23 protein-coding genes, 3 tRNA genes and 1 pseudogene are annotated in these 24,657 nt (G+C 65.7%); 11 read left to right on the top strand and 16 right to left on the bottom strand.

All coding sequences use genetic code 11. The features are described from left to right. Positions 1 to 81: 81 nt before the first annotated feature. On the top strand, positions 82 to 1,179 hold the full coding sequence (locus tag MTR62_RS02805) for a helix-turn-helix transcriptional regulator (RefSeq protein ID WP_244016757.1): 1,098 nt from the start codon (positions 82 to 84) through the stop codon (positions 1,177 to 1,179). Between the two features lie 224 nt (positions 1,180 to 1,403). Here MTR62_RS02805 and thiE read toward each other — a convergent pair whose 3' ends face one another. From thiE to tkt, 6 genes are all read right to left on the bottom strand, one after another. Next, positions 1,404 to 2,048: a thiamine phosphate synthase gene (gene thiE / locus MTR62_RS02800; RefSeq protein ID WP_244016756.1), complete on the bottom strand. Its 645-nt coding sequence runs from the start codon at positions 2,046 to 2,048 to the stop codon at positions 1,404 to 1,406. Between the two features lie 141 nt (positions 2,049 to 2,189). Next, positions 2,190 to 3,101: a fructose bisphosphate aldolase gene (locus tag MTR62_RS02795; RefSeq protein ID WP_244016755.1), complete on the bottom strand. Its 912-nt coding sequence runs from the start codon at positions 3,099 to 3,101 to the stop codon at positions 2,190 to 2,192. 235 nt (positions 3,102 to 3,336) lie between these two features. Then, positions 3,337 to 4,548: a phosphoglycerate kinase gene (locus MTR62_RS02790; RefSeq protein WP_244016754.1), complete on the bottom strand. Its 1,212-nt coding sequence runs from the start codon at positions 4,546 to 4,548 to the stop codon at positions 3,337 to 3,339. After that, complete coding sequence (locus MTR62_RS02785; protein ID WP_244016778.1) at positions 4,545 to 4,964, bottom strand: MOSC domain-containing protein; 420 nt, start codon at positions 4,962 to 4,964, stop codon at positions 4,545 to 4,547. The genes MTR62_RS02790 and MTR62_RS02785 overlap by 4 nt, the downstream gene beginning before the upstream one ends. Positions 4,965 to 5,026: 62 nt before the next feature. Beyond that, positions 5,027 to 6,034, bottom strand: coding sequence for a type I glyceraldehyde-3-phosphate dehydrogenase (gene gap, locus MTR62_RS02780; RefSeq protein WP_244016753.1), 1,008 nt, complete (start codon positions 6,032 to 6,034; stop codon positions 5,027 to 5,029). Between the two features lie 15 nt (positions 6,035 to 6,049). Then, entirely contained in the window at positions 6,050 to 8,038 is a 1,989-nt protein-coding gene (tkt, locus tag MTR62_RS02775; protein ID WP_244016752.1) for a transketolase, read from the bottom strand. Between the two features lie 237 nt (positions 8,039 to 8,275). On the opposite strand from tkt, the gene MTR62_RS02770 reads away from it, so the two are divergent. From MTR62_RS02770 to MTR62_RS02745, 6 genes are all read left to right on the top strand, one after another. Then, positions 8,276 to 8,530, top strand: coding sequence for a hypothetical protein (locus MTR62_RS02770; protein WP_244016751.1), 255 nt, complete (start codon positions 8,276 to 8,278; stop codon positions 8,528 to 8,530). Further along, positions 8,527 to 8,874 (top strand): cell division protein ZapA, encoded by a 348-nt coding sequence (zapA, locus tag MTR62_RS02765; protein WP_244016750.1) that lies wholly within the window; start codon positions 8,527 to 8,529, stop codon positions 8,872 to 8,874. Before MTR62_RS02770 ends, zapA begins: the two co-directional genes overlap by 4 nt. A gap of 620 nt (positions 8,875 to 9,494) precedes the next feature. Beyond that, a complete protein-coding gene (locus tag MTR62_RS02760) occupies positions 9,495 to 9,722 on the top strand; it encodes a hypothetical protein (protein WP_244016749.1) in 228 nt (75 codons plus the stop codon). 286 nt (positions 9,723 to 10,008) lie between these two features. Continuing rightward, positions 10,009 to 10,587, top strand: a complete 579-nt coding sequence (locus tag MTR62_RS02755) for a 5-formyltetrahydrofolate cyclo-ligase (RefSeq protein WP_244016777.1) — start codon at positions 10,009 to 10,011, stop codon at positions 10,585 to 10,587. A gap of 4 nt (positions 10,588 to 10,591) precedes the next feature. Continuing rightward, positions 10,592 to 10,807 carry a DUF2842 domain-containing protein gene (locus tag MTR62_RS02750; protein WP_244016748.1) on the top strand — a complete coding sequence of 72 codons (216 nt, stop codon included), beginning with the start codon at positions 10,592 to 10,594 and terminating at the stop codon, positions 10,805 to 10,807. Further along, positions 10,804 to 11,271 (top strand): GNAT family N-acetyltransferase, encoded by a 468-nt coding sequence (locus tag MTR62_RS02745; protein WP_244016747.1) that lies wholly within the window; start codon positions 10,804 to 10,806, stop codon positions 11,269 to 11,271. Before MTR62_RS02750 ends, MTR62_RS02745 begins: the two co-directional genes overlap by 4 nt. A gap of 9 nt (positions 11,272 to 11,280) precedes the next feature. Here MTR62_RS02745 and MTR62_RS02740 read toward each other — a convergent pair whose 3' ends face one another. The 7 genes from MTR62_RS02740 to thyA form a co-directional block, all read right to left on the bottom strand. After that, positions 11,281 to 12,591: an Hsp70 family protein gene (locus MTR62_RS02740; RefSeq protein ID WP_244016746.1), complete on the bottom strand. Its 1,311-nt coding sequence runs from the start codon at positions 12,589 to 12,591 to the stop codon at positions 11,281 to 11,283. Between the two features lie 235 nt (positions 12,592 to 12,826). Continuing rightward, a tRNA-Asp gene (locus MTR62_RS02735) sits at positions 12,827 to 12,903 on the bottom strand. Between the two features lie 102 nt (positions 12,904 to 13,005). After that, a tRNA-Asp gene (locus MTR62_RS02730) sits at positions 13,006 to 13,082 on the bottom strand. Positions 13,083 to 13,240: 158 nt separating this feature from the next. After that, the gene (locus tag MTR62_RS02725) at positions 13,241 to 14,557 is read right to left on the bottom strand and encodes a dihydrolipoamide acetyltransferase family protein (RefSeq protein WP_244016745.1); all 1,317 of its coding nucleotides are present in this window, start codon (positions 14,555 to 14,557) and stop codon (positions 13,241 to 13,243) included. An 11-nt stretch (positions 14,558 to 14,568) separates the two neighbouring features. Then, entirely contained in the window at positions 14,569 to 15,579 is a 1,011-nt protein-coding gene (locus MTR62_RS02720) for an alpha-ketoacid dehydrogenase subunit beta (protein WP_244016776.1), read from the bottom strand. A gap of 44 nt (positions 15,580 to 15,623) precedes the next feature. Continuing rightward, a complete protein-coding gene (locus MTR62_RS02715) occupies positions 15,624 to 16,958 on the bottom strand; it encodes a thiamine pyrophosphate-dependent enzyme (RefSeq protein WP_244016744.1) in 1,335 nt (444 codons plus the stop codon). A 138-nt stretch (positions 16,959 to 17,096) separates the two neighbouring features. Beyond that, complete coding sequence (gene thyA / locus MTR62_RS02710; RefSeq protein ID WP_268739624.1) at positions 17,097 to 18,092, bottom strand: thymidylate synthase; 996 nt, start codon at positions 18,090 to 18,092, stop codon at positions 17,097 to 17,099. 141 nt (positions 18,093 to 18,233) lie between these two features. Here thyA and MTR62_RS02705 point away from each other — a divergent pair, with 141 nt between their 5' ends. The 4 genes and pseudogenes from MTR62_RS02705 (at position 18,234) to MTR62_RS02690 (ending at position 22,011) form a co-directional block, all read left to right on the top strand. Beyond that, positions 18,234 to 18,596: a hypothetical protein gene (locus MTR62_RS02705; RefSeq protein ID WP_244016743.1), complete on the top strand. Its 363-nt coding sequence runs from the start codon at positions 18,234 to 18,236 to the stop codon at positions 18,594 to 18,596. A 947-nt stretch (positions 18,597 to 19,543) separates the two neighbouring features. Further along, positions 19,544 to 20,140, top strand: a pseudogene (locus tag MTR62_RS21680) (methyl-accepting chemotaxis protein); the annotation flags it as partial. 85 nt (positions 20,141 to 20,225) lie between these two features. Beyond that, positions 20,226 to 20,302 (top strand) — tRNA-Pro (locus tag MTR62_RS02695). A 176-nt stretch (positions 20,303 to 20,478) separates the two neighbouring features. Beyond that, positions 20,479 to 22,011: a tetratricopeptide repeat protein gene (locus tag MTR62_RS02690; RefSeq protein WP_244016741.1), complete on the top strand. Its 1,533-nt coding sequence runs from the start codon at positions 20,479 to 20,481 to the stop codon at positions 22,009 to 22,011. A 117-nt stretch (positions 22,012 to 22,128) separates the two neighbouring features. Here the strand turns inward: MTR62_RS02690 and MTR62_RS02685 are convergent, their stop codons facing one another. The 3 genes from MTR62_RS02685 to MTR62_RS02675 all read right to left on the bottom strand — a co-directional run bounded on the left by MTR62_RS02685 (position 22,129) and on the right by MTR62_RS02675 (position 24,598). After that, positions 22,129 to 22,839 carry a cistern family PEP-CTERM protein gene (locus MTR62_RS02685; RefSeq protein ID WP_244016740.1) on the bottom strand — a complete coding sequence of 237 codons (711 nt, stop codon included), beginning with the start codon at positions 22,837 to 22,839 and terminating at the stop codon, positions 22,129 to 22,131. 425 nt (positions 22,840 to 23,264) lie between these two features. Continuing rightward, positions 23,265 to 23,813 (bottom strand): hypothetical protein, encoded by a 549-nt coding sequence (locus MTR62_RS02680; RefSeq protein WP_244016739.1) that lies wholly within the window; start codon positions 23,811 to 23,813, stop codon positions 23,265 to 23,267. A gap of 176 nt (positions 23,814 to 23,989) precedes the next feature. Next, positions 23,990 to 24,598, bottom strand: a complete 609-nt coding sequence (locus MTR62_RS02675; RefSeq protein ID WP_244016738.1) for a TadE/TadG family type IV pilus assembly protein — start codon at positions 24,596 to 24,598, stop codon at positions 23,990 to 23,992. Positions 24,599 to 24,657: the final 59 nt, after the last annotated feature.

The raw sequence follows: 24,657 nt of genomic DNA, 5'->3' as shown, positions 1-24,657 counted from the left end.
GGGCTGCCCGTCCGGCAACGGAAGGCGATGCGGTGAAGATTGCAGGGATGACAAAAGCACGAACCTCCCATATGGGAGGGTATGGCTCTGGCTAGTGGCACCGAAACCGATCTACTCCTTCCGCTGTTCGGTGCGATGCGCGAAAATCCGCGCTTTGCAACCTTCCTCGAGCGGCTGCGACGCCGGACCGAGGCGCGCTATGTAGCCCTCCTGGTCCGCCAGGGCGAAAGCCAGGATGCGGCCACGCAGACCTATTTCGCGGGCGAAGACCTGCACCGCCGCGCGCAGGATGCGGGGATTCCCGATCTCTTCGCGCTCGACCGCGCGCATTACGATTCGCTGCGGCCGGGGCGCGTCTACGCGATATCCGAGCTGATCGACCACGACCCGCTCGCCCGCAGCCAGCGCCGCCAGCAGATGGCCGCACTCGGCCTCGCCGACGAGCGGATCGTGCGCGTGCTGGCCGAACGCGACTTCAACGTCTGGCTGGTCCTGGCGCGCGGCGCCCCCTGCCGCGCCGCCGACAGCGCGCTGCTTTCCAGCCTTGCGCCCTACATCGCCGAAGCCTTACGCACGATACGCGCGCTCGATCACGAGGCGCGTCAGGCCGCCATCAGCCTGACCGGCCTTGCGCGTGCCGGAAACGGGTGGATGGCCTTCGAACGCGACGCACGCCTCGCCGCGATCGGTCCGCAGGCCGCGCAGTGGTGGGAAGCGCAAGGCCATCCGCCGCCACGTCCCGGCGAGCGCCTGCTGGGCCTGCCCCGCGCCGCCGAACGCACGCTTCTCGCAGCAGCCGAAGCGATGACCGACGATCCCGCCCTGCCCCCGCGCCCCATGCTCCTGAGCGAAGAGCCGCGCGTCGAGGCGCTGCTCCTGCCGCTCGAATCGCACGGCGCAAACGAACGCCCCCTGACGATGGCGTTGTTCACCCTGCCCCGCACCGCCTCTCCCGAAGCGCGCGAACGGCTCCAGACCATCCACGCCCTGCCCCGCCGCGAAGCCGAACTCGCGCTCAGGCTCGCCGAAGGCCTGACCATCGCCGAGGCCGCAGAGGCCATGGGCCTGACCGTCGAAACCGCGCGCAACTACTCCAAGCGCATCTACGCCAAGCTGGGCGTGAGCGGCAAAGCCCAACTGGTGCGGCTGGTCCTGCAGGGGACGGCCGGGATGAATTAGGAAAAAGGGATTCAAGGGATTTGCCATCCCTTGACCCAGCGTACTGTCGAGCGCACGTCGCTCCTGAAGCCTTTGGTCCGCGTCGACGGGGCGGCTCACAATAGCACGAACTTCGATTTACGGCGTTACCCCCCCTCCCCCAACCTTGGGGAGCCCGAGGGCCGTCTTGGGGAGCCCGAGGGCCGTGGCCCTCGGACACAACCTTTTTCGATCCGCCGGGAAGCTCAGCCCTGATCCGCCATCGCCGCGTTGAACGCGCGCACGGCCTCGGCTTCATCGCCGCTCCACACCGCGCCCGAAACCGCAATGAAGTCCGCCCCGGCCTTGACCAGATCGCCGCAGTTTTCAGGGGTAATCCCGCCGATCGCGACACAGGGAATTTCGAAGATCCCCTGCCACCAGGTGAGCAGGTCGGGACCCGCGGTGTGCTTGGTTTCCTTCGTCTTGGTCGGAAAGAAAGCCCCGAAGGCCACGTAGTCCGCACCGGCCTCACCCGCTTCCATCGCCAGATGGCGGCTATCGTGACAGGTCACGCCGATCTGCGCATCCGGACCGAGCGCCTGGCGCGCTTCCTCGACACTGCCATCGTCCTGGCCCAGGTGCACGCCGTCGGCGCCGATCCGCTTTGCCAGGCTGATCGAATCGTTGACGATGAAGGCCACCTCGTGCGCGGCGCAGATCGCCTGCAGCGGCTGCGCCAGACGCGCGGCCTCGTGCTGGTCGATGTCCTTCACCCGAAACTGGAAGGCGGCCACGTCACCGGCGCTCAGCGCGCGTTCGAGGCGCTGCGGGAAGTCCCCGCCAACCTCGAGCGGGGAGATGAGGTAAAGCTGCGTGGGCTCGCGTTCGATTTCGACATCTTCGTTCATGGCTTACGCTTTAGAAAAATCCGAAGCCCAAGGGAAGCGGTGAGCGCAGCGCGCCGCATAGAGGCACGAAAAAGGGCGCTTCCCCGAAAAGGAAGCGCCCGTCTTTGTGACTCACGGCCCACACGGGGCCGCCGGACAGCCTTATGCGGCGGCCGCGGCGTCAACCTTCTGGGTCGAGCCCTTGTAGATCGCCTCGATCGCTTCGCTCAGCGCGGCGTCGAATTCGGCATCGCTCATCGTGGCGCGCAGATCGTTGAGCAGCGCGCGGCTGAAGCTGGCGATGATGCCCTTGTTCTTGGCCAGTTCGACGCAGGCCTCGTCGCGCGAATAACCGCCCGAGAGAGCGACCACGCGCAGCACCTTGGGGTGATCGACCAGCGCGTCGAACGTGCCCGGAACGACCGGGAGCGAGAGCTTGAGCATCACCTTCTTGTCCTCGTCCAGCGCATCGAGGCACTTGAGGATTTCTGCGGCCAGAATCGCGTCGCACTCGGCGCGGGTCTCGCTCTTGATGTTCACTTCGGGCTCGATGATCGGCATCATGCCGTGCGCGATCACCTGTTCGCCGATTTCGAACTGCTGCTTGACCACCGCCGCGATGCCCTGCGCGTTGGCCGAGTGGATCACCGAGCGTTCCTTGGTCCCGAACACGCCCAGCGCGCTGGCCCGGTCGAGCAGCGCGTCGAGCGTGGGCATCGGCTTCATCATCTGAACGCCATTGGCCTCGTCCTCCAGGCCCTTGTCGATCTTGATGAAGGGCACGATGCCCTTGGCGATCAGCGCCGCCGGGGTCGGCACGCCGTCCACGGCACCGTCCATGGTGCGCTTGAACAGGATCGCGCCGATGACCTTCTCGCCGGTAAACACGGGCGAGGAGATGATCCGGCTGCGCATCGCGTGGATCAGGCCGAACATCTCCTCTTCGGTGCTCCAGGCATCATCCTCGATGCCGTATCCCTTGAGCGCCTTGGGGGTCGACCCGCCACTCTGGTCCAGCGCGGCAATGAAACCGTCGCCGTCGGCCATCTTGGCCGTCATTTCCGAAACCTGCATAAAACTCCTCCTCAAGTCATGCGTCGTGTGGAGGGCAGGCTAGAGCCCACCCTGTAAATTCGCAACTGCGGTATGGACCCGCAGGCGCGGCCTGCCGCAGCACGGCTTCGCTTCTTCGCGAAAGGCCGACGACAGGCATCGTGGCGTGTGTGCGCGGAAAGGCCCCCCTTTCCGCGCGCGCCACTCATCGTGTTGCAACGCAGCAGGAGCGTAATGACGCTCCCCCCACCAGCGATCAGGCCGAGAGCGCCGCCACGCCGGGCAGTTCCTTGCCTTCCATCCATTCGAGAAAAGCGCCGCCCGCGGTCGAGATGTACGAGAAGTCCTTCGCGACACCCGCGTGGTTGAGCGCGGCGACGGTATCCCCGCCGCCCGCAACCGACGTCAGCGTCCCCTCGATCGTGAGCGCCGCCGCGGTGCGGGCGAGCGCAACCGTGCCCGCATCGAAGGGCTCCATCTCGAACGCGCCAAGCGGGCCGTTCCACACCAGCGTGCGGCAGGTCTTGAGCGCGTCGGCGAGCGCCTCGACCGCGAGCGGCCCGGCATCGAGAATCATCTCGTCAGCCGCAACCTCGTGGACGTTGCAGGTGCGCAGCGAAGCGGGGTTGGCGGCAAATTCCTTCGAGACCACCACTTCGTAGGGCAGGTGGACGGTGCAGCCGCTCTCGTCCGCCGCGGCGAGGATCGCGTTCGCGGTATCGACCAGATCGTGCTCGCACAGCGACTTGCCCACGTCCACGCCCTTGGCGGCGAGGAACGTGTTGGCCATGCCGCCCCCGATCATGAGATGGTCGACCTGCTTGACGAGGTGCGTGAGCACGTCGAGCTTGGAGGACACCTTGGCCCCGCCGACCAGCGCGGCGACAGGCTTTTCCGGGCTGCCCAGCGCCTTGTCGAGCGCTTCGAGCTCGGCCTGCATCGAACGACCGGCGTAAGCAGGCAGGACGTGGGCCAGCCCCTCGGTCGTCGCGTGCGCGCGGTGCGCGGCGGAGAAGGCGTCGTTGACGTAGAAATCACCGTTCGCCGCAATCGCCTTTGCGAGTTCGGGATCGTTCTTTTCCTCGCCCTTCCAGAAGCGCGTGTTCTCGAGAATGGCGACATCGCCGCTCTTGAGAATGCCAACCGCCTGCGCGACCACGTCGCCCGCGATTTCGGGCACGAACATCACTTCCTTGCCCAGCACCTTCTCGACCGCGCCGACCACCATCGACAGGGACATCTGCGAGTTGCGCTCGCCCTTGGGGCGGCCGAAGTGCGCCAGCAGCAGCACCTTGGCGCCCTTTGCGGTCAGGTCGTTGATGGTTGGCAGCGCGGCGCGGATGCGCGTCTCGTCGGTCACCACGCCGTCCTGCATCGGCAGGTTGAGGTCCACGCGAACCAGCGCCACCTTGCCAGCCACGTCACCCAGATCATCCCCAAGATCGTCAAGGGTCTTGAAAGCGCTCATCTCTCTATCCTCACCTCGCCACCGACACTGATCGGTCCGTCGTCCAATACCCGGCCCAGCACGCCGCCGCGCCAGTCGGGCGTCAGCGCGGCCATGAGACCGGGTGCCAATTCATCCATGCGCCGGCACGGATCGCATTCCATGGTCGTCTCGATCCGGCACGAGCGCCCGATCGCAATCACCCGCCCGGGTTCGCGCGGGAGCCGCAGCCCCTGGACGCACAAATTCGCCCGGCGGGCGAACCAGGGCAGCGCCATGCCTTCGAACAGGCGCAGCTCGTCCATGGCCTCCTGCCAGCTTTCCGCCTCGATCAAGGCGACCTGCCGTCTGGGAATCTTGCCCCGAGACACGACGCCGCGGGAATCCCCCTGGATTCCCGCGGCGCGCGTAACGGCAACGGACAGCAATGGCTCCATCGCGGCGCGCGGCGCTTGCCGCCGCGCGATACCGACCAGAGTGCCCGGTGCCGCAAGCACCTTCAGAGGAACTTCGCCATCGCCCCTGCGGTGTCGAGCATGCGGTTGGAGAAGCCCCACTCATTGTCGTACCACGACACGACGCGCACGAACTTGCCTTCCATCACCGCGGTTTCGAGGCTGTCGACCGTCGAGCTGGCGGGGTAGTGGTTGAAGTCAGAAGACACCAGCGGCTGGTCGGTGAAGGCCAGAACGCCCTTCATCGGACCTTCAGCAGCGGCCTTGAGCGCGGCGTTGATCTCTTCGACGGTGGTGTCCTTCTTGGGGACGAAGCACAGGTCGACGAGGCTGACGTTGGGGGTCGGCACGCGGACCGACGAACCGTCGAGCTTGCCCTTGAGTTCGGGCAGGACGAGGCCGACCGCGCGCGCGGCGCCGGTGGTGGTCGGGATCATGTTCGCCGCACCCGCACGCGCGCGGCGCAGGTCCTTGTGGATCTGGTCGAGCATGCGCTGGTCGTTGGTGTACGAGTGGATCGTGGTCATGAAGCCACGCTCGATACCCACGGTGTCATTGAGCACCTTGGCGACGGGCGCCAGGCAGTTGGTCGTGCACGAAGCGTTCGAGACGACGATGTGCTCGGCGCTCAGCGTTTCATGGTTCACGCCGAAGACGACGGTGTTGTCGACGCCGGTCGCCGGAGCCGAGATCAGCACGCGCTTGGCGCCCGCGTCGAGGTGCGGCTGCGAGGCTTCCTTCGACTGGAAGATGCCGGTGCATTCCAGCACGATGTCGATGCCCTGCGCGGCGTGCGGCAGCTTGGCGGGATCACGCTCGGCGGTGACGATGATGTCCTTGCCGTTGACCGTGATCTTGCCTTCGCCAGCTTCGACCGTGCCGGGGAAACGCCCGTGCGTGGTGTCGAAGCCGAAGAGGAGAGCGTTCGACTTGGTGTCGGCCAGATCGTTGATCGAAACCAGCTCCAGACCGCAGTCCGGGCGCTCCAGGATGGCGCGCGCAACAAGCCGCCCGATACGTCCGAAACCGTTGATCGCAACCTTGGTCGCCATATTCACATCTCCTCTTTAAACGCTGAGCTTTTCGAGAACCTTGGGCACGATCGATTCCACCGAGAAACCGAAGCGTGCGAAAAGTTGCTCTGCCGGAGCCGACGCGCCGAAACGGTCCAGTCCGATATTGAGGCCGCCGTTGCGGCTCATCGCGGTGTAGCGCTGCCAGCCCAGCGTCGAACCGGCCTCGATCGAGACCTTGAGCAGCGACGCATCGTTGGGCAGCACTTCGTGCTTGTAGGCGTCTTCCTGCGCCTCGAACAGGTCCATGCACGGCATCGAGACGACGTCCGCACCGATCCCCTGCGCTTCAAGCTCGTCGCGCACGCCGCAGGCCAGTTCGACTTCCGAACCGGTCGCGATCAGGATGACCTTGCGGTCGGCCTTGGCGTGGCGCAGCGTGTAGGCCCCGCGCGCCGAAAGCATTTCGCCCGAAGTGCGCAGCTGCGGCAGGTTCTGGCGGGTCAGCGCGAGCACCGAAGGCGTCTCGGTCGACTGGAGCGCGACATTCCAGCACTCGGCCGTCTCGATCACGTCGGCCGGACGGAACACGTTGAGGTTGGGGATCAGGCGCAGCGACATGACCTGCTCGACCGGCTGGTGGGTCGGGCCATCCTCGCCAAGGCCGATGCTGTCATGAGTCAGCACGTAGATCGCGCGGACCTGCTGGAGCGCCGAGAGACGGATCGCGTTGCGGCAGTAGTCCGAGAAGATCAGGAAGGTGCCGCCATAGGGGATCACCCCGCCGTGCAGCGCCATGCCATTCATCGCGGCGGCCATGCCGAATTCGCGGATGCCGTAATAGACGTAACGGCCCGCGTAGTTCTCGGCCGTGAACGGCTCCTGGCACTTGGCCTTGGTGTTGTTCGAGCCGGTGAGGTCCGCCGAACCGCCGATCATCTCGGGGATCGCGGGCGCGAGCACGTTGAGGCAGTTTTCCGAGGCCTTGCGCGTGGCAACCTTGCTGTCACCCTCAAGCCAGCTGGCGAAGGTCTTGGCGACCTCTTCGCCCTCGGGCAGTTCACCCGCCATGCGGCGGCTGAATTCGGCGGCTTCAGGATGCGCGACCTTGCGCGCTTCCCAGGCCTGGCGCGCCTCGGCGCCCCTGGTACCGAGCGAGCGCCAGTCGGCGAGGATAGCCTCGGGGATCACGAAAGGCTCGGCCGTCCAGCCAAGGTATTCGCGCGCGGCGGCCACTTCGGCATCGCCCAGCGCGGCGCCGTGGACGCCCGAACCGCCCTGCTTGTTGGGTGCGCCCTTGCCGATGATCGTCTTGCACGCGACGAGGCAGGGCTTGTCCGAAGCGGCGGCTTCACCCAGCGCCCGCTCGATGTCGGCGAAGTCATGCCCATCGCACGCGAACACGTCCCAGCCCGAGGCGCGGTAGCGCGCGCGGATGTCTTCCGAAGTCGACAGGTCCGTGGCGCCGTCGATGGTGATCGAATTGTCGTCCCACAGGACCTTGAGCTTGCCCAGGCCCAGCGTCCCGGCAAGGCCGATCGCCTCGTGGTTGATGCCTTCCATCAGGCAACCGTCGCCCGCGATCACCCAGGTGTTGTGATCGACCAGCGCGTCGCCGAACGTGGCGTTGAGCTGACGCTCGGCCATCGCCATGCCAACCGCCATCGCCACACCCTGGCCCAACGGGCCGGTGGTGCATTCCACGCCGTCGAGCAGGAAGTTTTCGGGGTGGCCTGCGCAGGGACTGCCCATCTGGCGGAAATTGCGGATGTCCTCGATCGTCGGCTTGTCGTACCCAGTGAGATAAAGCAGCGAATAGATCAGCATCGAGCCGTGGCCGGCCGACAGCACGAAACGGTCACGATCGGCCCACTTGGGCGCGGCCGGATCGAACTTGAGGAACTTGGCGTAAAGCACGGTCGCCACATCGGCCATGCCCATCGGCATGCCGGGGTGGCCCGAATTCGCGGCCTGGACCGCGTCCATGGAAAGCGCCCGAATGGCGTTGGCCATCGGCGCGAGGCGGTCGGGGGCAAGAGTCATCAAACGGGCTCCACAAAGGGACTATTACACTGTGATTCGAACTTGCCGACCCCCTTTAGGGCGAGCCGCCTTCGCGTCAAGTTTACCCCCCGAATTGGTCCAAATTGACGAAGCCAGCACCATAGCCGCGCGCCAGGACCTTCGTGTATAAGTCCAGCCGTGTAAACGCAGCGGCGCCATTGTGAACAAAAGGCGCTGCGATGTTGCCTTATTACGCCAGTACGATAGCCAGATGACATGAAAGAGGCAGACACGCAGCCCGCCGCGCCTTCGCGCCGGAGCGAGACCCTCGCCCGGATCGAAGCGGCACTCGCCCGGATCGAAGAGGCCGGCCCGGCCCTGCTTTGCGCGCATGAGGGACTGGCCGCGCGCCACGCCACCTTGCGCGAAACGCTCGAAGAGACGATGGCCGAACTCGACACGCTGATCACGCGCACCACACCGACGCCCGAAGCACTGTCCGCACCATCGGCGCCGGAGCACGCGCCATGAACAACGTCCCACTTTCCATCGGCGGGCGCGAATTCCTCGTCGGATGCGCGGCGGGCGAAGAGGACCACCTGCTGCTGCTCGGCCGGCGGATTGAGGAAAAGATCGCGGCCGCCGGCGTGCGCGGCCTGTCGGAAACCCGGATGCTGCTGTTCGCCGCTCTCCTCCTTGCCGACGAGAACGACGAAATGCGCCGGGCCGCGGCCGCACAAAAGCCGGACGAACCCGAACTCGCGCTGGCCTCGCCACCGCCCGAAGACGCGCAGACCGACGCCGCGCTCGAAAGGATCGCCTTGCGCATGGAAAAACTTGCCGCGCTTCTTGAGAATGCCACAGACAGTCTCTAATTAGGGCCGCGACGGGATCTGCCCGACACGTGCCGTTCGAACATCCCTGAGGCTATAAGCAATCCAAGGGGGCTGTCCCTGCCCGGACCGTGGTCCGACGTACATGGCTCCCACCTGACGTTGAGGCGTCAGAGGATTTCTAGGAAACGATCCATGGTGGACCCGTCACCGTTTCCCGCCCGGCACCCCAGCCCCGGCCACCCGGCCCCAGGCTCCGCCCCAGCCGCCTGACCGCCCGCCCGCAGCATGGGCGGCGGGCGCGGCGCCGCTTCGGGCATTGCAGCGACGATCGCCCCGCGCGCTCAGGACCCGCCGGACGGCACGGATCTGCACGCGCGCGTGCTCGCGCCATGCTCCCTCGCGTTAGACAACCGCCTCACAAGCGCACAATCGCCTTGCAAAATCGCTCCCGAGAAGGTGCGAGCCGATCAATATACGGCAAGATACTTAAACAACTCACCTCTCATAAATAACATAACCCTGCGAAGCGTAGTTAAATTAAGATGAAGGCCATTGACGCGCCATCCCGTTTTGCTGTGCAATCGTTTTACCCGACGTCATTCAAAGGTTTGAATTTGTCGGGATAACTAACGCCAACTAATAGGATTGGACAACGGGTCATGAAAAAAGCCACTACCGCTCTTCTTGTCGCCGCCTGCGCGCTGGGCGCTTCCGCACCGGCCATGGCCGGAACCCCCGCCTCGGCCTCCAAATTCAATTTCGCTTCACTCAAGAGCAAGTCGCATGCGGCCAGCGCCATCCACGCTGCGACGATCAAGGCCAATCCCCACGCCCTCAAAGGCCTCTACAACGCTGGCCAGCACGTCAACGTCTCGAACGGCTGCTGACCCACGCGATTATCGTGACATGAAATGATGGAGAGGATGTCTGGAAGGCACCCAAGGCGCCTTCCGGCCGTCAGGCAGACAAAACACAAAATGCCGACCAGCGCCAAAGAACCCCGCCACCTCTTGCCGAGTGGCCAGGCGGGCACCGCTTGTCGCTATTCACAAGCCGCCTTGAAAACCCGGCACGCGCCATTGTTGCCGCCGCCGTCCTGGGGTATCCCGGCTCCACGCCCTTTACGCCGCGCGCCCCAACGCCAGGACCCGCCCCATTGTGACGACCCCTTCCATGATTGACCGCAAGGCTTTGCTGCGAAAAGACTTTCGGCAGGCACGAGCCGAACATGTCGAAGCCCTGCCCGCCACTATGCGCGCGCTCATCCTCAACCGCCCTCCCGCCCCCGTCACCCGGCTCATGCCCAAGGGCGCGACGATCGGCCTCTATTATCCACTCGGCCCCGAGGCGCCTTCGCTCGGCTGGGCACGCTGGCTTGCTGAAAATGGCCGCACGGTCGCCCTGCCCCACTTTTCCTCGCGCAGTGCGCCGATGGAATTTCGCGTGTGGAGCAATCCGTTCGACGAAAGCCAGCTTTCGCCCGGCCCCTACCGCATGCCCCAACCCGCCGCGAGCGCGCCCTTCGCCGCCCCCGAAGTGGTTATCGTGCCGCTCATCGCGTTCACCGAGGCGGGCCATCGTCTCGGCCAGGGCGGTGGGCACTACGACCGCTGGCTTGCGGCACACCCCGGCACCCGTGCGATCGGACTGGCGTGGGATTGCCAACTGGCCGAGGATCTGCCGATCGAAAGCCACGACCAGCCGCTCAGCGCCGTGGTCACCCCCACCCGCTTCTACCATCCGCAGGACTGATCCCTTGCGCGAAACCCCGACATGGCGCATTCCCGTGGGTGTCCTGGGCCTTTGCCTGGCGCTGGGCCTCTACGCGATGCTCATCGCCCGCTACCTGCACCCGCTGATCGCCACCTGGCCAGCCCTCGCCCAGCTGCCGTTCTATGCGGTGCTTGGCATCGTCTGGATCGCGCCACTCAAGCGCTTCCTGATATGGATGGAAACCGGCCGCTGGCGGTGAGCGCAGCCGGCCGCCCCACACCCCGCCCCGCCCGGCCGGACGATCTGGACGCCTTCCTCTCGCTGCTCGCGCATTGCGCCGTTAGTCGCCCAGCCAAACAGGAAGCCGAATCAGAGCGAATCTGGGCGAGCCTCATGGCCCGCGAAGGGCTCACCGTTTTCGTCTCGCCGGTCGAAAATCAGCTCGTTGCGACCTGCACGCTGATCACCGCCCCCAATCTGCTGCGCGCGGGACGCGCGCACGCCTTCCTCGAAAACGTGGCGACACACCGCGACTGGCAAGGGCGTGGCCATGGGCGCGCGGTCGTCTCCTGCGCCCTGGACGCGGCCTGGGCAGCGAACTGCCACCAGGTCCTCCTGCAAAGCGGGCGAGCCGATCCGCGCGTCCATCAATTCTACGAAAAGCTAGGCTTCGTACCCGGCCTGCGCACCGCCTATTGCGCGCACCGGCCGGATGAAATCTAGGCGGTGAAATCAGGCCTCGTCGCGCGCGACCCACTGCGCCAGATCGGCCGACTGACCGATCATGGCCAGACCATGCGCGATCGAGGTCAGCTCATCGCCGCTGGCCAGGCGCCCTTCACCAAAGCGCGCCGAAAACAGCGCGCGCACGGCCGGAATGAGCGAGGAGCCGCCGGTCAGGAAGACATGGTCGATCGCCTCGGGCGCAAGCCCGGCCTGCGCCATCGCCGCATCGACCGTCTCGCCGATGCGGGCAAGATCCGGCGCAATCCAGTCCTCGAACTCGGCGCGGGTCACTTCGGCGCGGATCGAGAGGCCCTCGTCCTCGAATACCAGTTCGGCGTGATCCTGCGAGGACAGCGCGCGCTTCAGCCCCCCCACCGCCTCGTAGAGCCCGAAGCCCAGCTCGTTTTCGACCACCGCGATCATCCGCGCGATGGCCTCCGGATCGGTCGCGCTCTGCCTGAGCGTGTGAAGCCGCTCGAGGGTCTTCTTGCTGCGCATCATCGCAAGGCGCGACCAGTCCCCGAAATCGGCGAAGTGCCCCGGCGGAATTTCAAGCACCTTGTCGAACGAACGGTACGTGCCCCCCTTGCCCAGCTGGGGCAGGACGAGCCGATCCATGATGCGAAAGTCGAACCGGTCACCGGCAAGACCGATACCGCTCGAGGCGAGCGGCACGCAGCGCTGCGGCGCGCCGGGTTCGCGCACCGTGACAATCGAGAAGTCGCTCGTGCCGCCGCCAAAGTCGGCGACCAGGATCGTCGCCGGTTCGCTCAACCGCGAGGCGAAGCTGAACGCGGCGCCAACCGGTTCGTAGACATAGTGCACCTCGCGTCCGAGCGCGGCGAACATCGCATCATAACGCCGCCGCGCCAGAGCCTCGTCGGCGCGCGCGCCGACGTAGCGCACCGGACGGCCGACCACCACGCGTTCGGGCAGCGGGCGCACCGCAGCGCCGGCGTGCTTGAGAAAATGCTCGAGAAAGACCTGCCCCAGCTCCTCGAACCGGAAACGCTTCTCGAACAGGCCCGCCGTCTCGAACGCGGCGTTTGCCGCGACCGACTTGAACGACTGGATGAAGCGCGAGCCTTGCGGGAATTCGAGGAATTCCTCGATCGCCCAGGGCCCCGCCTCGTGCGCCAGACCGCCGCGCACGCCCTCCTCCTGCCAGAAGCACAAGGCGGTGCGAAAGACCGAGGACGTGCCGCCAGGCGCGGCAAAACGCACCATGTCCGCCTCGGTCTCCCCGCTGGCCAGCGCGAGGACCGAATTGGTGGTGCCAAAATCGATACCAAGCGTGCGGGCAGGATTCGGGGCCATGGCGATGCGCTCTCTTTGCAGGCGATGAGGATGGGGCGGAATGCAAAAAGAAAAGGCCGGGTGTTACCCCGGCCTTTCTTTCGCTGTGCAAGCCACTTTCGGTGAGGANAGGATTCGGGGCCATGGCGATGCGCTCTCTTTGCAGGCGATGAGGATGGGGCGGAATGCAAAAAGAAAAGGCCGGGTGTTACCCCGGCCTTTCTTTCGCTGTGCAAGCCACTTTCGGTGAGGAAAGTGGCGCGAGTGACGGGACTCGAACCCGCGACCTTCGGCGTGACAGGCCGACACTCTAACCAACTGAGCTACACCCGCGCAGCGATCAAAAAGACCAGATCAACCAGTCTTTTCTATGTACTTTCCCGGTTTCCCGGAAAACCCCGCCCTGCAAAAGCAGGAACGAAGCAACGTCCCAAGTGGCGCGAGTGACGGGACTCGAACCCGCGACCTTCGGCGTGACAGGCCGACACTCTAACCAACTGAGCTACACCCGCATACTTGGGCGGTGCGTCCGCTTGGGAGCCGCCCACTATGACAGGGAGCCGGGCCTGTCAACAAGATTGCACCACGATTTGCATCTTTTTTTATGCGCCTTGCGCGAACCCACGCAAGTCTGCCGTTTTTGTCCTGAGCCCCCTTTCCCGAGCCCCGCCTAGCCCGCCAGAAGACGCGCCGGAGCCTCGATCAAGGCCTTGAGATCCTGCGCAAAACTTGCCGCATCCCAGCCATCGACGACGCGATGATCGCACGACATCGAAATGTTCATGGTCTTGCGCTTGGTCACCCGTTCGCCGCCCTGCCCGTCCGGCACGAACATCGCGCGCTCGACGATCCGGTTGGGGCCGATGATGCACACCTCGGGCCGGTTGATGACCGGCGTCGTGGCAACGCCCCCCATCGGGCCGAGCGAGGTGACGGTGATCGTCGAACCCGAAAGTTCGGCGGACGTGGCCGCGCCCGAACGCGCCGCGTCGCCCAGCCGGCGAATCTCGGCGGCGAGCTGCCACAAATTGAGCCCTTGCGCGTCGCGAAGGACCGGGACCATCAGCCCCGCCTCGGTCTGCACGGCCATGCCCAGATGCACCGCGCCGTAGCGCGTCACCACGCCCGCCTCGTCATCGTAGTGCGCGTTGAGCATCGGATACCTGGGAACAAGCCGGCAGATCGCGGTGATGAGGAAAGGCAGCATCGTCAGCCGTGGCCGCTCGCCCCGCCCCTCGTTAAGCTGCGCGCGCGCCTCCTCGAGCGCGGTAACGTCGTATTCCTCGACATAAGTGAAGTGCGGGATGTGCCGCTTGGAGGCCGCCATGTTCTGCGCGATGCGGCGGCGCAGGCCGATCACCCGCACCCGCTCGTCCGCGCCCTTGCGCCCGGCGGGCTGGAAACCGCCCGATGCGTTGTAGGCAAGGAAAGCGTCGAGATCGCCATGCCGCACGCGCCCATCCTCGGCCGGACGCACTTCGCCAAGATCGATGCCAAGGTCTGCCGCGCGCTTGCGCACCGCAGGGCTCGCCATGACCCTCGCGCCCGCTGATCGCGCCGGAACGGGCGCCGCCACGGGCTCAGGCCCGGTTGGAGAGGCCGATACAGGCACCCTCGGCGCCGCCTCCACCGCCCCCGGCTGGTCCTCGCTCTGCGCAACGGCCGGCGCTTCGCCCCGCGAACCTTCGTCCGGCACCGGCTCCTCACGGGAAGTCGCCGGTTCGGCGTCGCTCTCCTCCTCCCCGCTCTCGACCTCGATCACCACCAGCGGCGAGCCGATCGCGATCACCGAGCCGGTTTCGCCCGCGATTTCGAGCACCCGGCCCGAAACCGGGCTTTCCATCTCGACCGTCGCCTTATCGGTCATCATGTCGGCCAGCCGGCCATCTTCCTCGATCACGTCACCAACGCGGACATGCCAGGCAACGATCTCGGCCTCGGCGATACCTTCGCCGATGTCGGGCAGGCGAAATGTATAGCGTGCCATCTTTCTCCCCCTCATGCCTCGCTGTTCAGCAACCGGTCGACCGCTTCGCCGATGCGCACCGGCCCCGGAAAATAGGCCCATTCAAGGCTATGCGGATAGGGCGTATCGAACCCGGTGACGCGCTCGACCGGGGCCTCCAGGTGGTAGAAGCAACGCTCCTGCACGAGGCTGACCAGCTCCGCCCCGAAGCCCGAGGTGCGCGTCGCTTCGTGTATCACCAGACATTTACCCGTCTTTTGGACAGACTTTTCCACAGCCTCGATATCGAGCGGCCAGAGCGTGCGCAAGTCGATGATCTCGGCGTCCACCCCCTTCTCGGCCAGCACCGCCTCGGCGACGTGGACCATCGTGCCGTAGACCAGCACGGTCATCGCCTGCCCCTCTCGCACGGTGCGCGCCTTGCCGAGCGGGATCGAATAATAGCCTTCGGGCACCTGCCCGCCCGGATGGTTCTTCCAGGTCTTGCTCGGATGGTCGTAATAGCCGTCGAACGGGCCGTTGTAGATGCGCTTGGGCTCGAAGAAGATGACCGGGTCGTTGTCCTCGATCGCCGCGATCAGCAGCCCCTTGGCATCGTGCGGGGTGGACGGGATGACCGTCTTGAGCCCCGAGACGTGAGTAAACAGGGCCTCGGGGCTCTGGCTGTGCGTCTGTCCGCCAAAGATCCCCCCACCAAAGGGCGAGCGCACGGTAATCGGCGCGGTAAACTCACCGGCCGAACGGTAGCGCAGCCGGGCCGCTTCGGAGATGAGCTGGTCGAGACCGGGATAGATATAGTCGGCAAACTGGATCTCGGGCACCGGACGCAGGCCATAGGCGGCCATGCCGACCGCGGCGCCGATGATCCCGCATTCGTTGATCGGCGTATCGAACACACGGGTCTTGCCGTATTTCGCCTGGAGCCCGGCGGTCGCGCGGAACACGCCGCCGAAATAACCGACGTCCTCACCGAAGATGACGACATCAGGGTCGTGCCCCATCATCACGTCGAGCGCGTCGTTGATCGCCTCGATCATGGTCATCGCCCGCGACGGACTTTCCTTGAGGCTCACCACGTCTTCCTCGATCATGCCGCGCCTCCCGTGTTGCCCTTGCCGTCATTCCCCCCGGCGCGCTCGGGCCACTTGGTCACGCGCTCGCGGATCGCCTGCTCGGCCTGTTCGCGCAGGTTCCACGGCAGTTCCTCGAAGACATCCTCGAACATAGTGTGAAACGGATGGTGGAAGCCGTGACCAAGCACGCCGTTCTTCTCCGCCTCCTTCGCCGCGGCCTTGACCTCTTCGGCGACTTCGCGGTCCATTGCCGCGTGGCGCGCGTCATCCCACTCGCCAAGCTGGATGAGATGGCGCGCCAGGCGCATGACCGGATCGCCCAGCGGCCACTCCTCGCGCTCGTGCGCGGAGCGGTAGGCGGCAGGATCGTCCGAGGTCGAGTGCCCTTCGGCACGGTAGGTAAAATGCTCGATGAGCGTGGGCCCCTGATTCGCCCGCGCGCGGTTGGCGGCCCATCGCGTGGCGGCGTAGACCGCCAGCGCGTCGTTTCCATCGACCCGCAGCCCCGCAATGCCATAGCCCGCCGCACGCGCCGCGAACGTCGAGCGCTCGGCCCCGGCGAAGCCCGAGAAGCTCGAGATCGCCCACTGATTGTTGACCACGTTGAGAACGACCGGCGCGTTGTAGACCGCGGCAAAGGTCATCGCCGCGTGAAAATCGCCTTCCGCGCTCGATCCTTCGCCGACAAACCCGGTCGCGATGCGCGTGTCGCCCTTGATCGCGCTCGCCATGGCCCAGCCGACCGCCTGGGGAAGCTGCGTCGCCAGATTGCCCGAGATCGTGAAGAAGCCATAATCGCGCGCCGAATACATGATCGGCAACTGGCGGCCCTTCAGCCGGTCGGCGCGGTTCGAATAGATCTGGTTGACCATCTCGACGAGCGGAAACCCGCGCGCGATGAGAATGCCCTGCTGGCGATAGCTGGGAAACACCATGTCATCGCCCGCCAGCGCGTAGGCGCAGGCCACCGAAATCGCCTCCTCGCCGGTACACTTCATGTAGAAGCTGGTCTTGCCCTGCCGCTGCCCCCGGTACATGCGATCGTCGAAGGCACGGGTCAGCGCCATGGTGTGCAGCATGCGGCGCAGCGTTTCGGGTTCTAGCCGGGGGTCCCAGCCCCCCACCGCGCGGTGTTCCTCGTCGAGCACCCGGATCATGCCGAGCGTCGCGGGCCAGGTCTCGCGCGCCTCGCAGGCCTCGTCGAAGCGGGGCAAGGCGCCCGCCTCGGGAATGTCGAGCCAGGAATAGTCGACCCGGTCGCCGGGGCGAAAACGCGGTTCGGGGACATGCAACGCCAGAGGCGGCAGGTTGCCGCGAAGCGCTGCTCTGGAGGGCCTTTCGTCGACCATGGTTCGTTCTCTCCCGCCGTTGCCGGACCCGTGAGAACCGCTGCCTGCGCTTATCTGTTGCAGTGCATCAAAATTCCACGGTCAAGTCATAATATTTCAAACCATGGCAATGTCAATCGAACGAGTCCCCGCAGCGGATCACACCGCGACGGGGGCGGAAATCGCGCCTTGCGGAGCGTATCCGCTGACCTCGAAATCCTCGATGCGATAATCGAAGATCGAGGCCGGACGCCGCGCGAAGGTCAGCTTTGCCTCACCCGAAGGGCGCCGCGACAGCTGCTCCTCGACCAGCTCGGCGTGGTTGAGGTAGAGATGGACATCGCCTCCTGTCCAAACGGCCTCGCCCGGCTCGAGGTTGCACTGCTGCGCCATCATCCGCGTCAGCGCGGCGAGCGACCACATGTTGAAGGCAAAGCCGAGCCCGAGATCGCAGCTGCGCTGATAGAGCAGGCACGACAGGCGCCCATCCGCGACGTGGAACTGGTAGCTCTTGTGGCACGGCGGCAGCGCCATCGACCCAAGCTCGGCCACGTTCCACCCCTCGATGATGTGGCGGCGGCTGCCGGGATTGTTGGTGATGCTCTCCACCACCTCGGCCACCTGGTTGACGCCCGCCCCCTTGCGAAACAACCCTTCTCCGACGGGCTCATAAGTCGGCCAGTCCACCCACTGCTTGCCATAGACCGGCCCAAGATCGCCCCATTCGCGCGCGAAGGCTTCATCCTCGACGATGGCTTGCGAAAACGCTTCCCGGCTGATCACCGCGCCTGTCTCCCGGCGGTAACGATCGAGCGGCCAGTCGGTCCAGATCTGGACATTTTGCGCGCACAGCGAACGAATATTGGTGTCGCCGGTCAGGAACCACAGCAATTCGCGTGTGGCGGTCTTCCAGTAGACCCGCTTGGTGGTGAGCAACGGCATCGCCCCGCCCGCCAGATCGAAGCGGATGGTCGCCCCGAAGACCGAGCGCGTGCCGACCCCGGTGCGGTCGCCACGCGCGTCACCACGCTCCCAAATATAGCGCATGAGGTCGAGGTACTGTTCCTCCCAATGGCGTTCGGGTGCCCCAGCGGGCGAACCGGCGGGCGCAGGCGACGGGGAAAGCGCGGAAGGGGGCGTGAGAATCTCGGACATGCCCAGGGTACTAGCCCCCGATGTCCCGGCGCGAAAGAGGTCAAGGGGACACGGCAGGACCCGCGCGAACCGGATAGCTACGTATATGCTTCTAGCCGCGCCTTTGCGCCATCGAAGTGCGCGCTGCGCCATGGTGCCCCCATGAACGCCCTGCAACGCCTTCCGGTCGGCCATCGCCGATCCGCCCACCTCCGGCTGCCGGGGCCCCTCGCGATCCAGGCCATGATCGCCCTGTGCGTGCTTCTGGCCGCGCTTTCGCCGGTCGCGGGCGGCGCGGCGCTCTACCTTCCGCTGGGCGCCACCCGGCCCGCACAGACCATCGCCTGGTCGCGCGCGCACGGCGCCAGCCTCATCGGCCCCGGCCCCACCGCCGGGTCCTTCTACGTACGCGTCCCCTCAGGCCCATTGTTCGCAGCGGCGCTGCGCGACGGCGCCGTGCTTCTTGCCGTGCCCGAGGCCCTTTGCGGCGCCCCCGACCCCCAGCAAACGGCAAAACCTTCATGAACGAACTCAACGAACTGCGCCGCAAAGGCGCAACGATCCTGGTCGCCATCGGATGGATCTGTGTCCTCGTCATCACCGCCAACGCGTTCTTCGCCGGAACCGGCCTCATGCCCGCCGCGCTCGCCGCCGCAGTCTCGATCGTGCCCACCACGCTCGTGCTGCGCGGTAACGCAGGGTCACAGGCCCGGCTTGCCCTCGGCTTTGCCTACCCGCTCTACCCGGCCATCATGCTGTGGCAGTGGAGCGGGCAGCACTGGATGCTCGATTTGCACATGCAGTTCTTCGCGGCCATCGCGATGCTCATGCTGCTGGCCGATTGGCGCCCCGTGCTGCTGGCCGCTGCGGTAACGGCCGTGCACCACCTTTTCACCAACTTCCTGGCCCCCTCGCTGGTCTTTCCCGATGGTTCGGACATCGAACGCGTCGTCCTTCATGCGGTGATCGTGGTCGCGGAGACGGCCGTGCTGACCCTCATCGCCCGCAACTTCGAGACACTGGTGATCGAGCAGGCCGCCGCGCAAAACGCGCGCGAACGCACCGAGGAACTCGCGCTCGAGGAACGCCAGCGCGCGGCCGACGAGCAGAACCGCGTTATCGACCAGATCGGCTCGGCGCTGCGCGCGCTGGCCAACGGCGACCTGTCGCTGCGCATCACCAGCGCCTTTCCCGCCAGCTACGAGGCGCTGCGCCGCGACTTCAACGCCGCGGCGGGCGAGCTTGACCAGATCGTGCGCAACGTCACCCGCTCGGCCGGGCAGATCGAGACCGGCTCGCGCGAGATCCGCACCGCGACCGACGACTTGGCGCTGCGCACCGAGGAACAGGCCGCCACGCTGGAGGACATCACCAACACCCTGCGCGCGCTCAACGTCACGGTGACCGAGAACGCAACCTCGGCCTTCGACCTGCAAGGCAATGTCACCAAGGCCCGCGACGACGCGCTGAGCGGTAGCGAAGTGGTTGAAAGCGCGGTCCACGCGATGAGCGAGATCGAATATTCCGCCCAGGAAATCAGCAAGATCATCACGCTGATCGATGGCATCGCGTTCCAGACCAACCTGCTTGCCCTCAACGCCGGGGTCGAGGCCGCGCGCGCTGGCGAAGCGGGCAAGGGCTTTGCCGTGGTCGCCACCGAAGTGCGCGCGCTCGCCCAGCGTTCGGCGGATGCGGCCAACGATATCAAGGCCCTGATCAGCACGTCGAGCGAACAGGTGTCGCGCGGGGTGCGACTGGTGGGCCAGTCGGGCGAAGCGTTGATGACGATCGTCAACGGGATTGCGCAGATCAACGAATCGATCGGACGCATCGCCACCGTGTCGCAAGGCCAGGCCGGCGAAATCGGGCGAATCAACGAACGGATGGGCCGCCTCGATTCGGCAACGCAGCAGAACGCGGCCATGGTCGAGGAAGGCACCGCCGCCGCACGCCACCTGTCGAGCGAGGCCGAAGCGATGGCCCGCCTCGTGGCGCACTTCGCGGTTTCGGGAGAAGACCGCGCTGGAAACGGCGCTTCCTCGGGAGGACGCCTTCGCCATGCTGCATAATATTGAAATCAGGCCTTGCCACCTGAAGAATCGCCCTATATAGGCGCGCTCCTGCCCCGGGGCGCTTCGGCGCTCCAGCATCGGTCGGGGAGTAGCTCAGCCTGGTAGAGCACTGTCTTCGGGAGGCAGGGGCCGGAGGTTCGAATCCTCTCTCCCCGACCATTTACTTCATTGCGATGTAGCGAACACACTCCGCCTCTGGCGGATGGACTGGCGCCGCCCTTACAGAGAGCCGCCGGGCACGCCCGAAGGCCAGAGCGCCACTTCGTCACCCATGGATAGTTAACGCATTTATCAGTAGAAATACCGGGTCTTTTCATCGGGAGCCCGGTCCGAACATGCGTCTCATTCTTCCCGCCGCCGCCGTTTTTCTTACGTTGAGCGGGTGCGGGGTCGATCCGGCACAGCAGTTCACGCGCGCGCAAGAATCGTATGCCCGCCATGAATTCACCAAGGCCAAGCTCGATCTGACCGACCTTCTGGACAAGCAGCCTGAAAACGACAAGGCCCGCCTCCTGCTCGTGCAGAGCTATCTCGCGCTGGGCGATGGCGAAGCGGCGACCTCGGCGCTAAAGGGCTTTGCGCCTGGAAAGGCGCCAGCGGACGCGGCGCAGATGCTTGGCGACGCGGCCTTATTGCGCGGCCTGCCCGACGCGGCGCTGAGCGCGGTCGCCACCACCACCGGCCCCGAAGCCGAACGCGTGCGCGCGCTCGCCTACCTGGCGAAGGAGGACCCCGCCTCAGCCAGAACGGCTTTCGAGACCGGCCTGGCAAGCGGTTCGCCCTCGGCGCACCTGCTCGCCGATTACGCCCGCTTCCTGCTTCAGCAAGGTGAGACCGTCCGGGCGCGCTCACTGGTCGACCAGGCGCTCAAGCGCGAGCCCGATTCGATCGACGCGCTCTTGATGGACGGACAGACCGCCACCGCACAGGGCCGCCTCAAGCAGGCGCTCGAGGCCTATTCGCGCGCACTCCAATCCTACCCCGGCAACATCGCCGCACTGGTCGGCAAGGCGGGCGTGCTGGGCGATCTTGGCCGGACGAAGGACATGCAAAAGCTGCTCGACAGCGCCGCCGGGGTTGCCGCAAAGACCCCGTCGCTGGTCTATCTCCAGGCCCGCGCCGCCGCCGCGCGTGGCGACTGGCAAGGCACCCGCCGCATTCTCCAGGCCAACGAACAGATCGCGCGCGATCGTGACGATGCGGCGATTCTCTACGCCGAAGCGCTGCACCGGCTCGGCCAGGACGAACAGGCCCGTGCCGAGCTTGCCCCGGTCCTCATCCGCTCCCCCGCCAGCGCCAACGCACGGCGGCTGCTGGCCACGGTCCAGATCCGGCTGAGCGATGGCAACGACGCGCTCGCCACAATGGCCCCGCTGGTCAAGAGCAGCACCGCATCGGCGGCCGACCTGCGCCTCTACGCCCAGGCCGCCAAGGCCGCGGGTCGACCCGACGCCGCCGCGCTGGCCGCCAAGGCCCGCTTTCCGACCCCGCAATCGATGGGTGCGGCCGTCTCGGATGCGAACGCCGCGCTCAAAGCCGGAAACTGGGCCAACGCGGCGGCGATCTACCAGGACATCCTGTCCGCGACCGACGGCACCAGCCCGCTCATCCTCAACAACCTGGCCTATGCCCGCAGCCAGCTCGGTGACAAGCAAGGCGCGCTCGAGCCTGCACTCAAGGCGCTGCGCTACGCGCCCGACAACGCCTCGGTCATGGATACCGCAGCCTGGCTGCTCTACGAAACCGGCAAGGACAAGGCGCGCGCGCTCACCCTGCTGCGCAAGGCCGCCGCCGCCGCGCCGGAAAACACCACCATCGCGCGCCACCTGCGCACCGTCGAAGCCCAGGCAAAACCAACCGACGACTGACCCTAGCCAGGATCACGCGCACGAAAAAGGGCCCTTGTCGCCAAGGGCCCTTTTGCTTTTGGACCGCGTCCGGCGCCCCCTCCCCCCACGAGAGGCGATGCGCCGTAAACAGCGCGGTCAGGCGAAAGCCATCCGCCGCGCCGGCCGCCGCGCAAACGACTTGCGCTGCCCGATCAGGATCGCCAGCACGCCGAAGGCGAACAGAACGAGCATGCTCGGCTCGGGAACCGCGGTACCGCCACTGCTGGTCGAGGTAAGCGTGCCCGTACCGCTGGCCGAAGTGACCCCGTCGACACCGGTGATCGACTGATAGCGCAGATAAAAATCGCTCAGCGTAATCGAATCGACCGCTTGCGAAAACGTCAGCGTGAACGTGCCCGATCCGCTTTCGCCAAGGGTCAGACCACCACTGCCGCCGCCCGCGCACGATCCGGTCGCCGCGTCCTTGAAGCACACGTCGACAGTGCCGATCCCGTTGGGATAAGTCGAATCGAGCGTGGTGTAGCTGAACGCGCCGGTGCTCGTCGCGGTGTCGATCGTCGGATCGGTGTTGAGCGAGAAGCTCGAAATGCGTGAACCGGTCACCGGATCGGATGTGGTGTTCGTCACCGTGTACGAGAAGGTGTAGGCGGTATCGGTCACGGCCACCAGGGTCAGCGTGATCGTCCCGGTCAGGCCATCAACGGTGGTGCCGTCCTTGTAGCCATCGTACGTCAGCGTGTAGCTATTGCCCACATCCGAGGCATCGAGCGTAATGGCATCGGCCAGAGCCGGCGTTGCCAGCGCCGCCCCGATCATTGCCAGCAAAATCCCCAAAAATCGTTTCACCGGTCGCCCCTCCTTTGGTTAACATCAGCCGAAGATCCATTAAGCAAGAGCCGTACCAGCCTCGAAATAAGGCCTGCTAGTTAACCACAGAAACGCACAGATCCGAAAATCTGTAAAATATACCGACAAACCGCAGAAAATGGCCGGGTCGCGCGTCCTCACCCACCCTCGCAGGCAAGTGCCAGCCGCTCCGTTCGCGTGCCAAGCGACGCCAAACAACAGGCTGATATAAAGCGATTATACACGACCTGTTCACAGCGAGGACCGCCGCCTCTCCGCAACAATGTTACCGCCGCGCCGGCAACATCAAGAACACACGCCGCCCCAATGTGTAAAACAAAGCATAAGGCGCACAATTACTGCGATCAATTCGCAATTTAACAGCTGCAAAACCGGATCACCCAGCGCGGAGCGGATCGGGGCCATCAACGGCAGCAGAAGGGAATGAGGAACGGCACGCGCAGCGCCAGCGGACGCACCACGGCGGTAACCACCGCGAGCAGCAACATCCCCGTGACCGACGCCAGCACCGCGCCGGACGCGGACGCCGGGGCCAACAGGCGGAAGGGTGCCTGCATCACGCTCATCACCAGCATCATGGCAACGAACAGCATCATCGCGCGCACCCCGAACGCGACCCAGCGCAGCGCGCGATCGCGCCCGGTCATGGCCAAGGCCGTTGCCCGAGGCATGGGCCCAGGCCACTGGCACAGGAGGGCGATGACGGCCATGATCGCGCTCGTCATCGGCAGCACGCGGGCATGAACCGCGATGGCGCCGATCGGATCGAAGCCGTCGCCGCTGCAGATCGACTGCATGGCCAGAAAAGCCAGCGGGCCGTCGAGCCGTGCGCCGAGCACCGTCCCGCCCGCACAAAGCGCCATGTCGCGCAGCGCGCGCACCACCGCCCTGTCCCGCAGCAGCGCATCATCCCGCCCGAGCGGTTCGTCACCCACGCGGGTCGGTTCGGTCAAGGGCTGACGCTGGCCCAGTGTCATGCTCCCGCTGGTGCTGGCAAAGGGTCGGGGCCGGTTCATGCCCCTTGCCCTACCCTGGATGCGCAAGGCTAACCTTGATCGGTCGCAAAGACCAGCACGGGCACCCGCAAAGGCACCACCACAGGCAAGCGGAGCTGCCCGCCCGAGAGCCTTCAGGAACAGTCGGACGTGCTGCCGCTACCGGTCACGCCACTGGTCAGATTGCGATCGTCACGAATGAGGAAAGCCGCTTCGTGGTAGAACGTGGTGTCCTTGACGAAGATGTTCCCGAACAGCGGCTGGTAGTTGTAGTAAACCTCGACGAACATCACCGCCGATCCGCTGCTGGCCGTCACCGTGTGCCCCGAGGCGCCCATGCTGGTCACGGTATCGCCTTCCTCGCCGTAGGCCGAGGAGCGGTCAAGCTCGCCCGAGCAGCGCTGCCAGTGGATGTACTGCCCGCCGGTATCGCTGTCGTATTCCAGACTGGAAAGGATGATGCGGCCGTGGTTCTCGAAATAGAACGGCGAACCTTCGGTCAGTGCGCCGGTCATGATCGAGTTGATTTCCGTCTCGGTAACGGTCGGCGTCACCGAACTGTTGTCGGTCTGGCCAAGACGCGAGGCGTTGTCGGCCAAGGACGTCGCCAACATGCTTACCTGCATGTCGGTCATCGTCATGTAGGCCATCTCGCCGCCGTAGAGACCAAGCGTCAGCAACACCGGAAGGGCGATCGCCAGTTCGATCAGCGACACACCGCGCGTGTCCCGTCCGATTTCCAAGGCACGCCGGACCATGCCCGAACGCCGCCGGGCCAAAGCGCGAAGCCACCTACGGGCCA

It is taken from the genome of Novosphingobium organovorum (assembly GCF_022832435.1).
In the GTDB taxonomy this organism is placed as follows: Bacteria; Pseudomonadota; Alphaproteobacteria; order Sphingomonadales; family Sphingomonadaceae; genus Novosphingobium; species Novosphingobium organovorum.
This window is presented reverse-complemented; position numbering and strand designations above follow the sequence as displayed.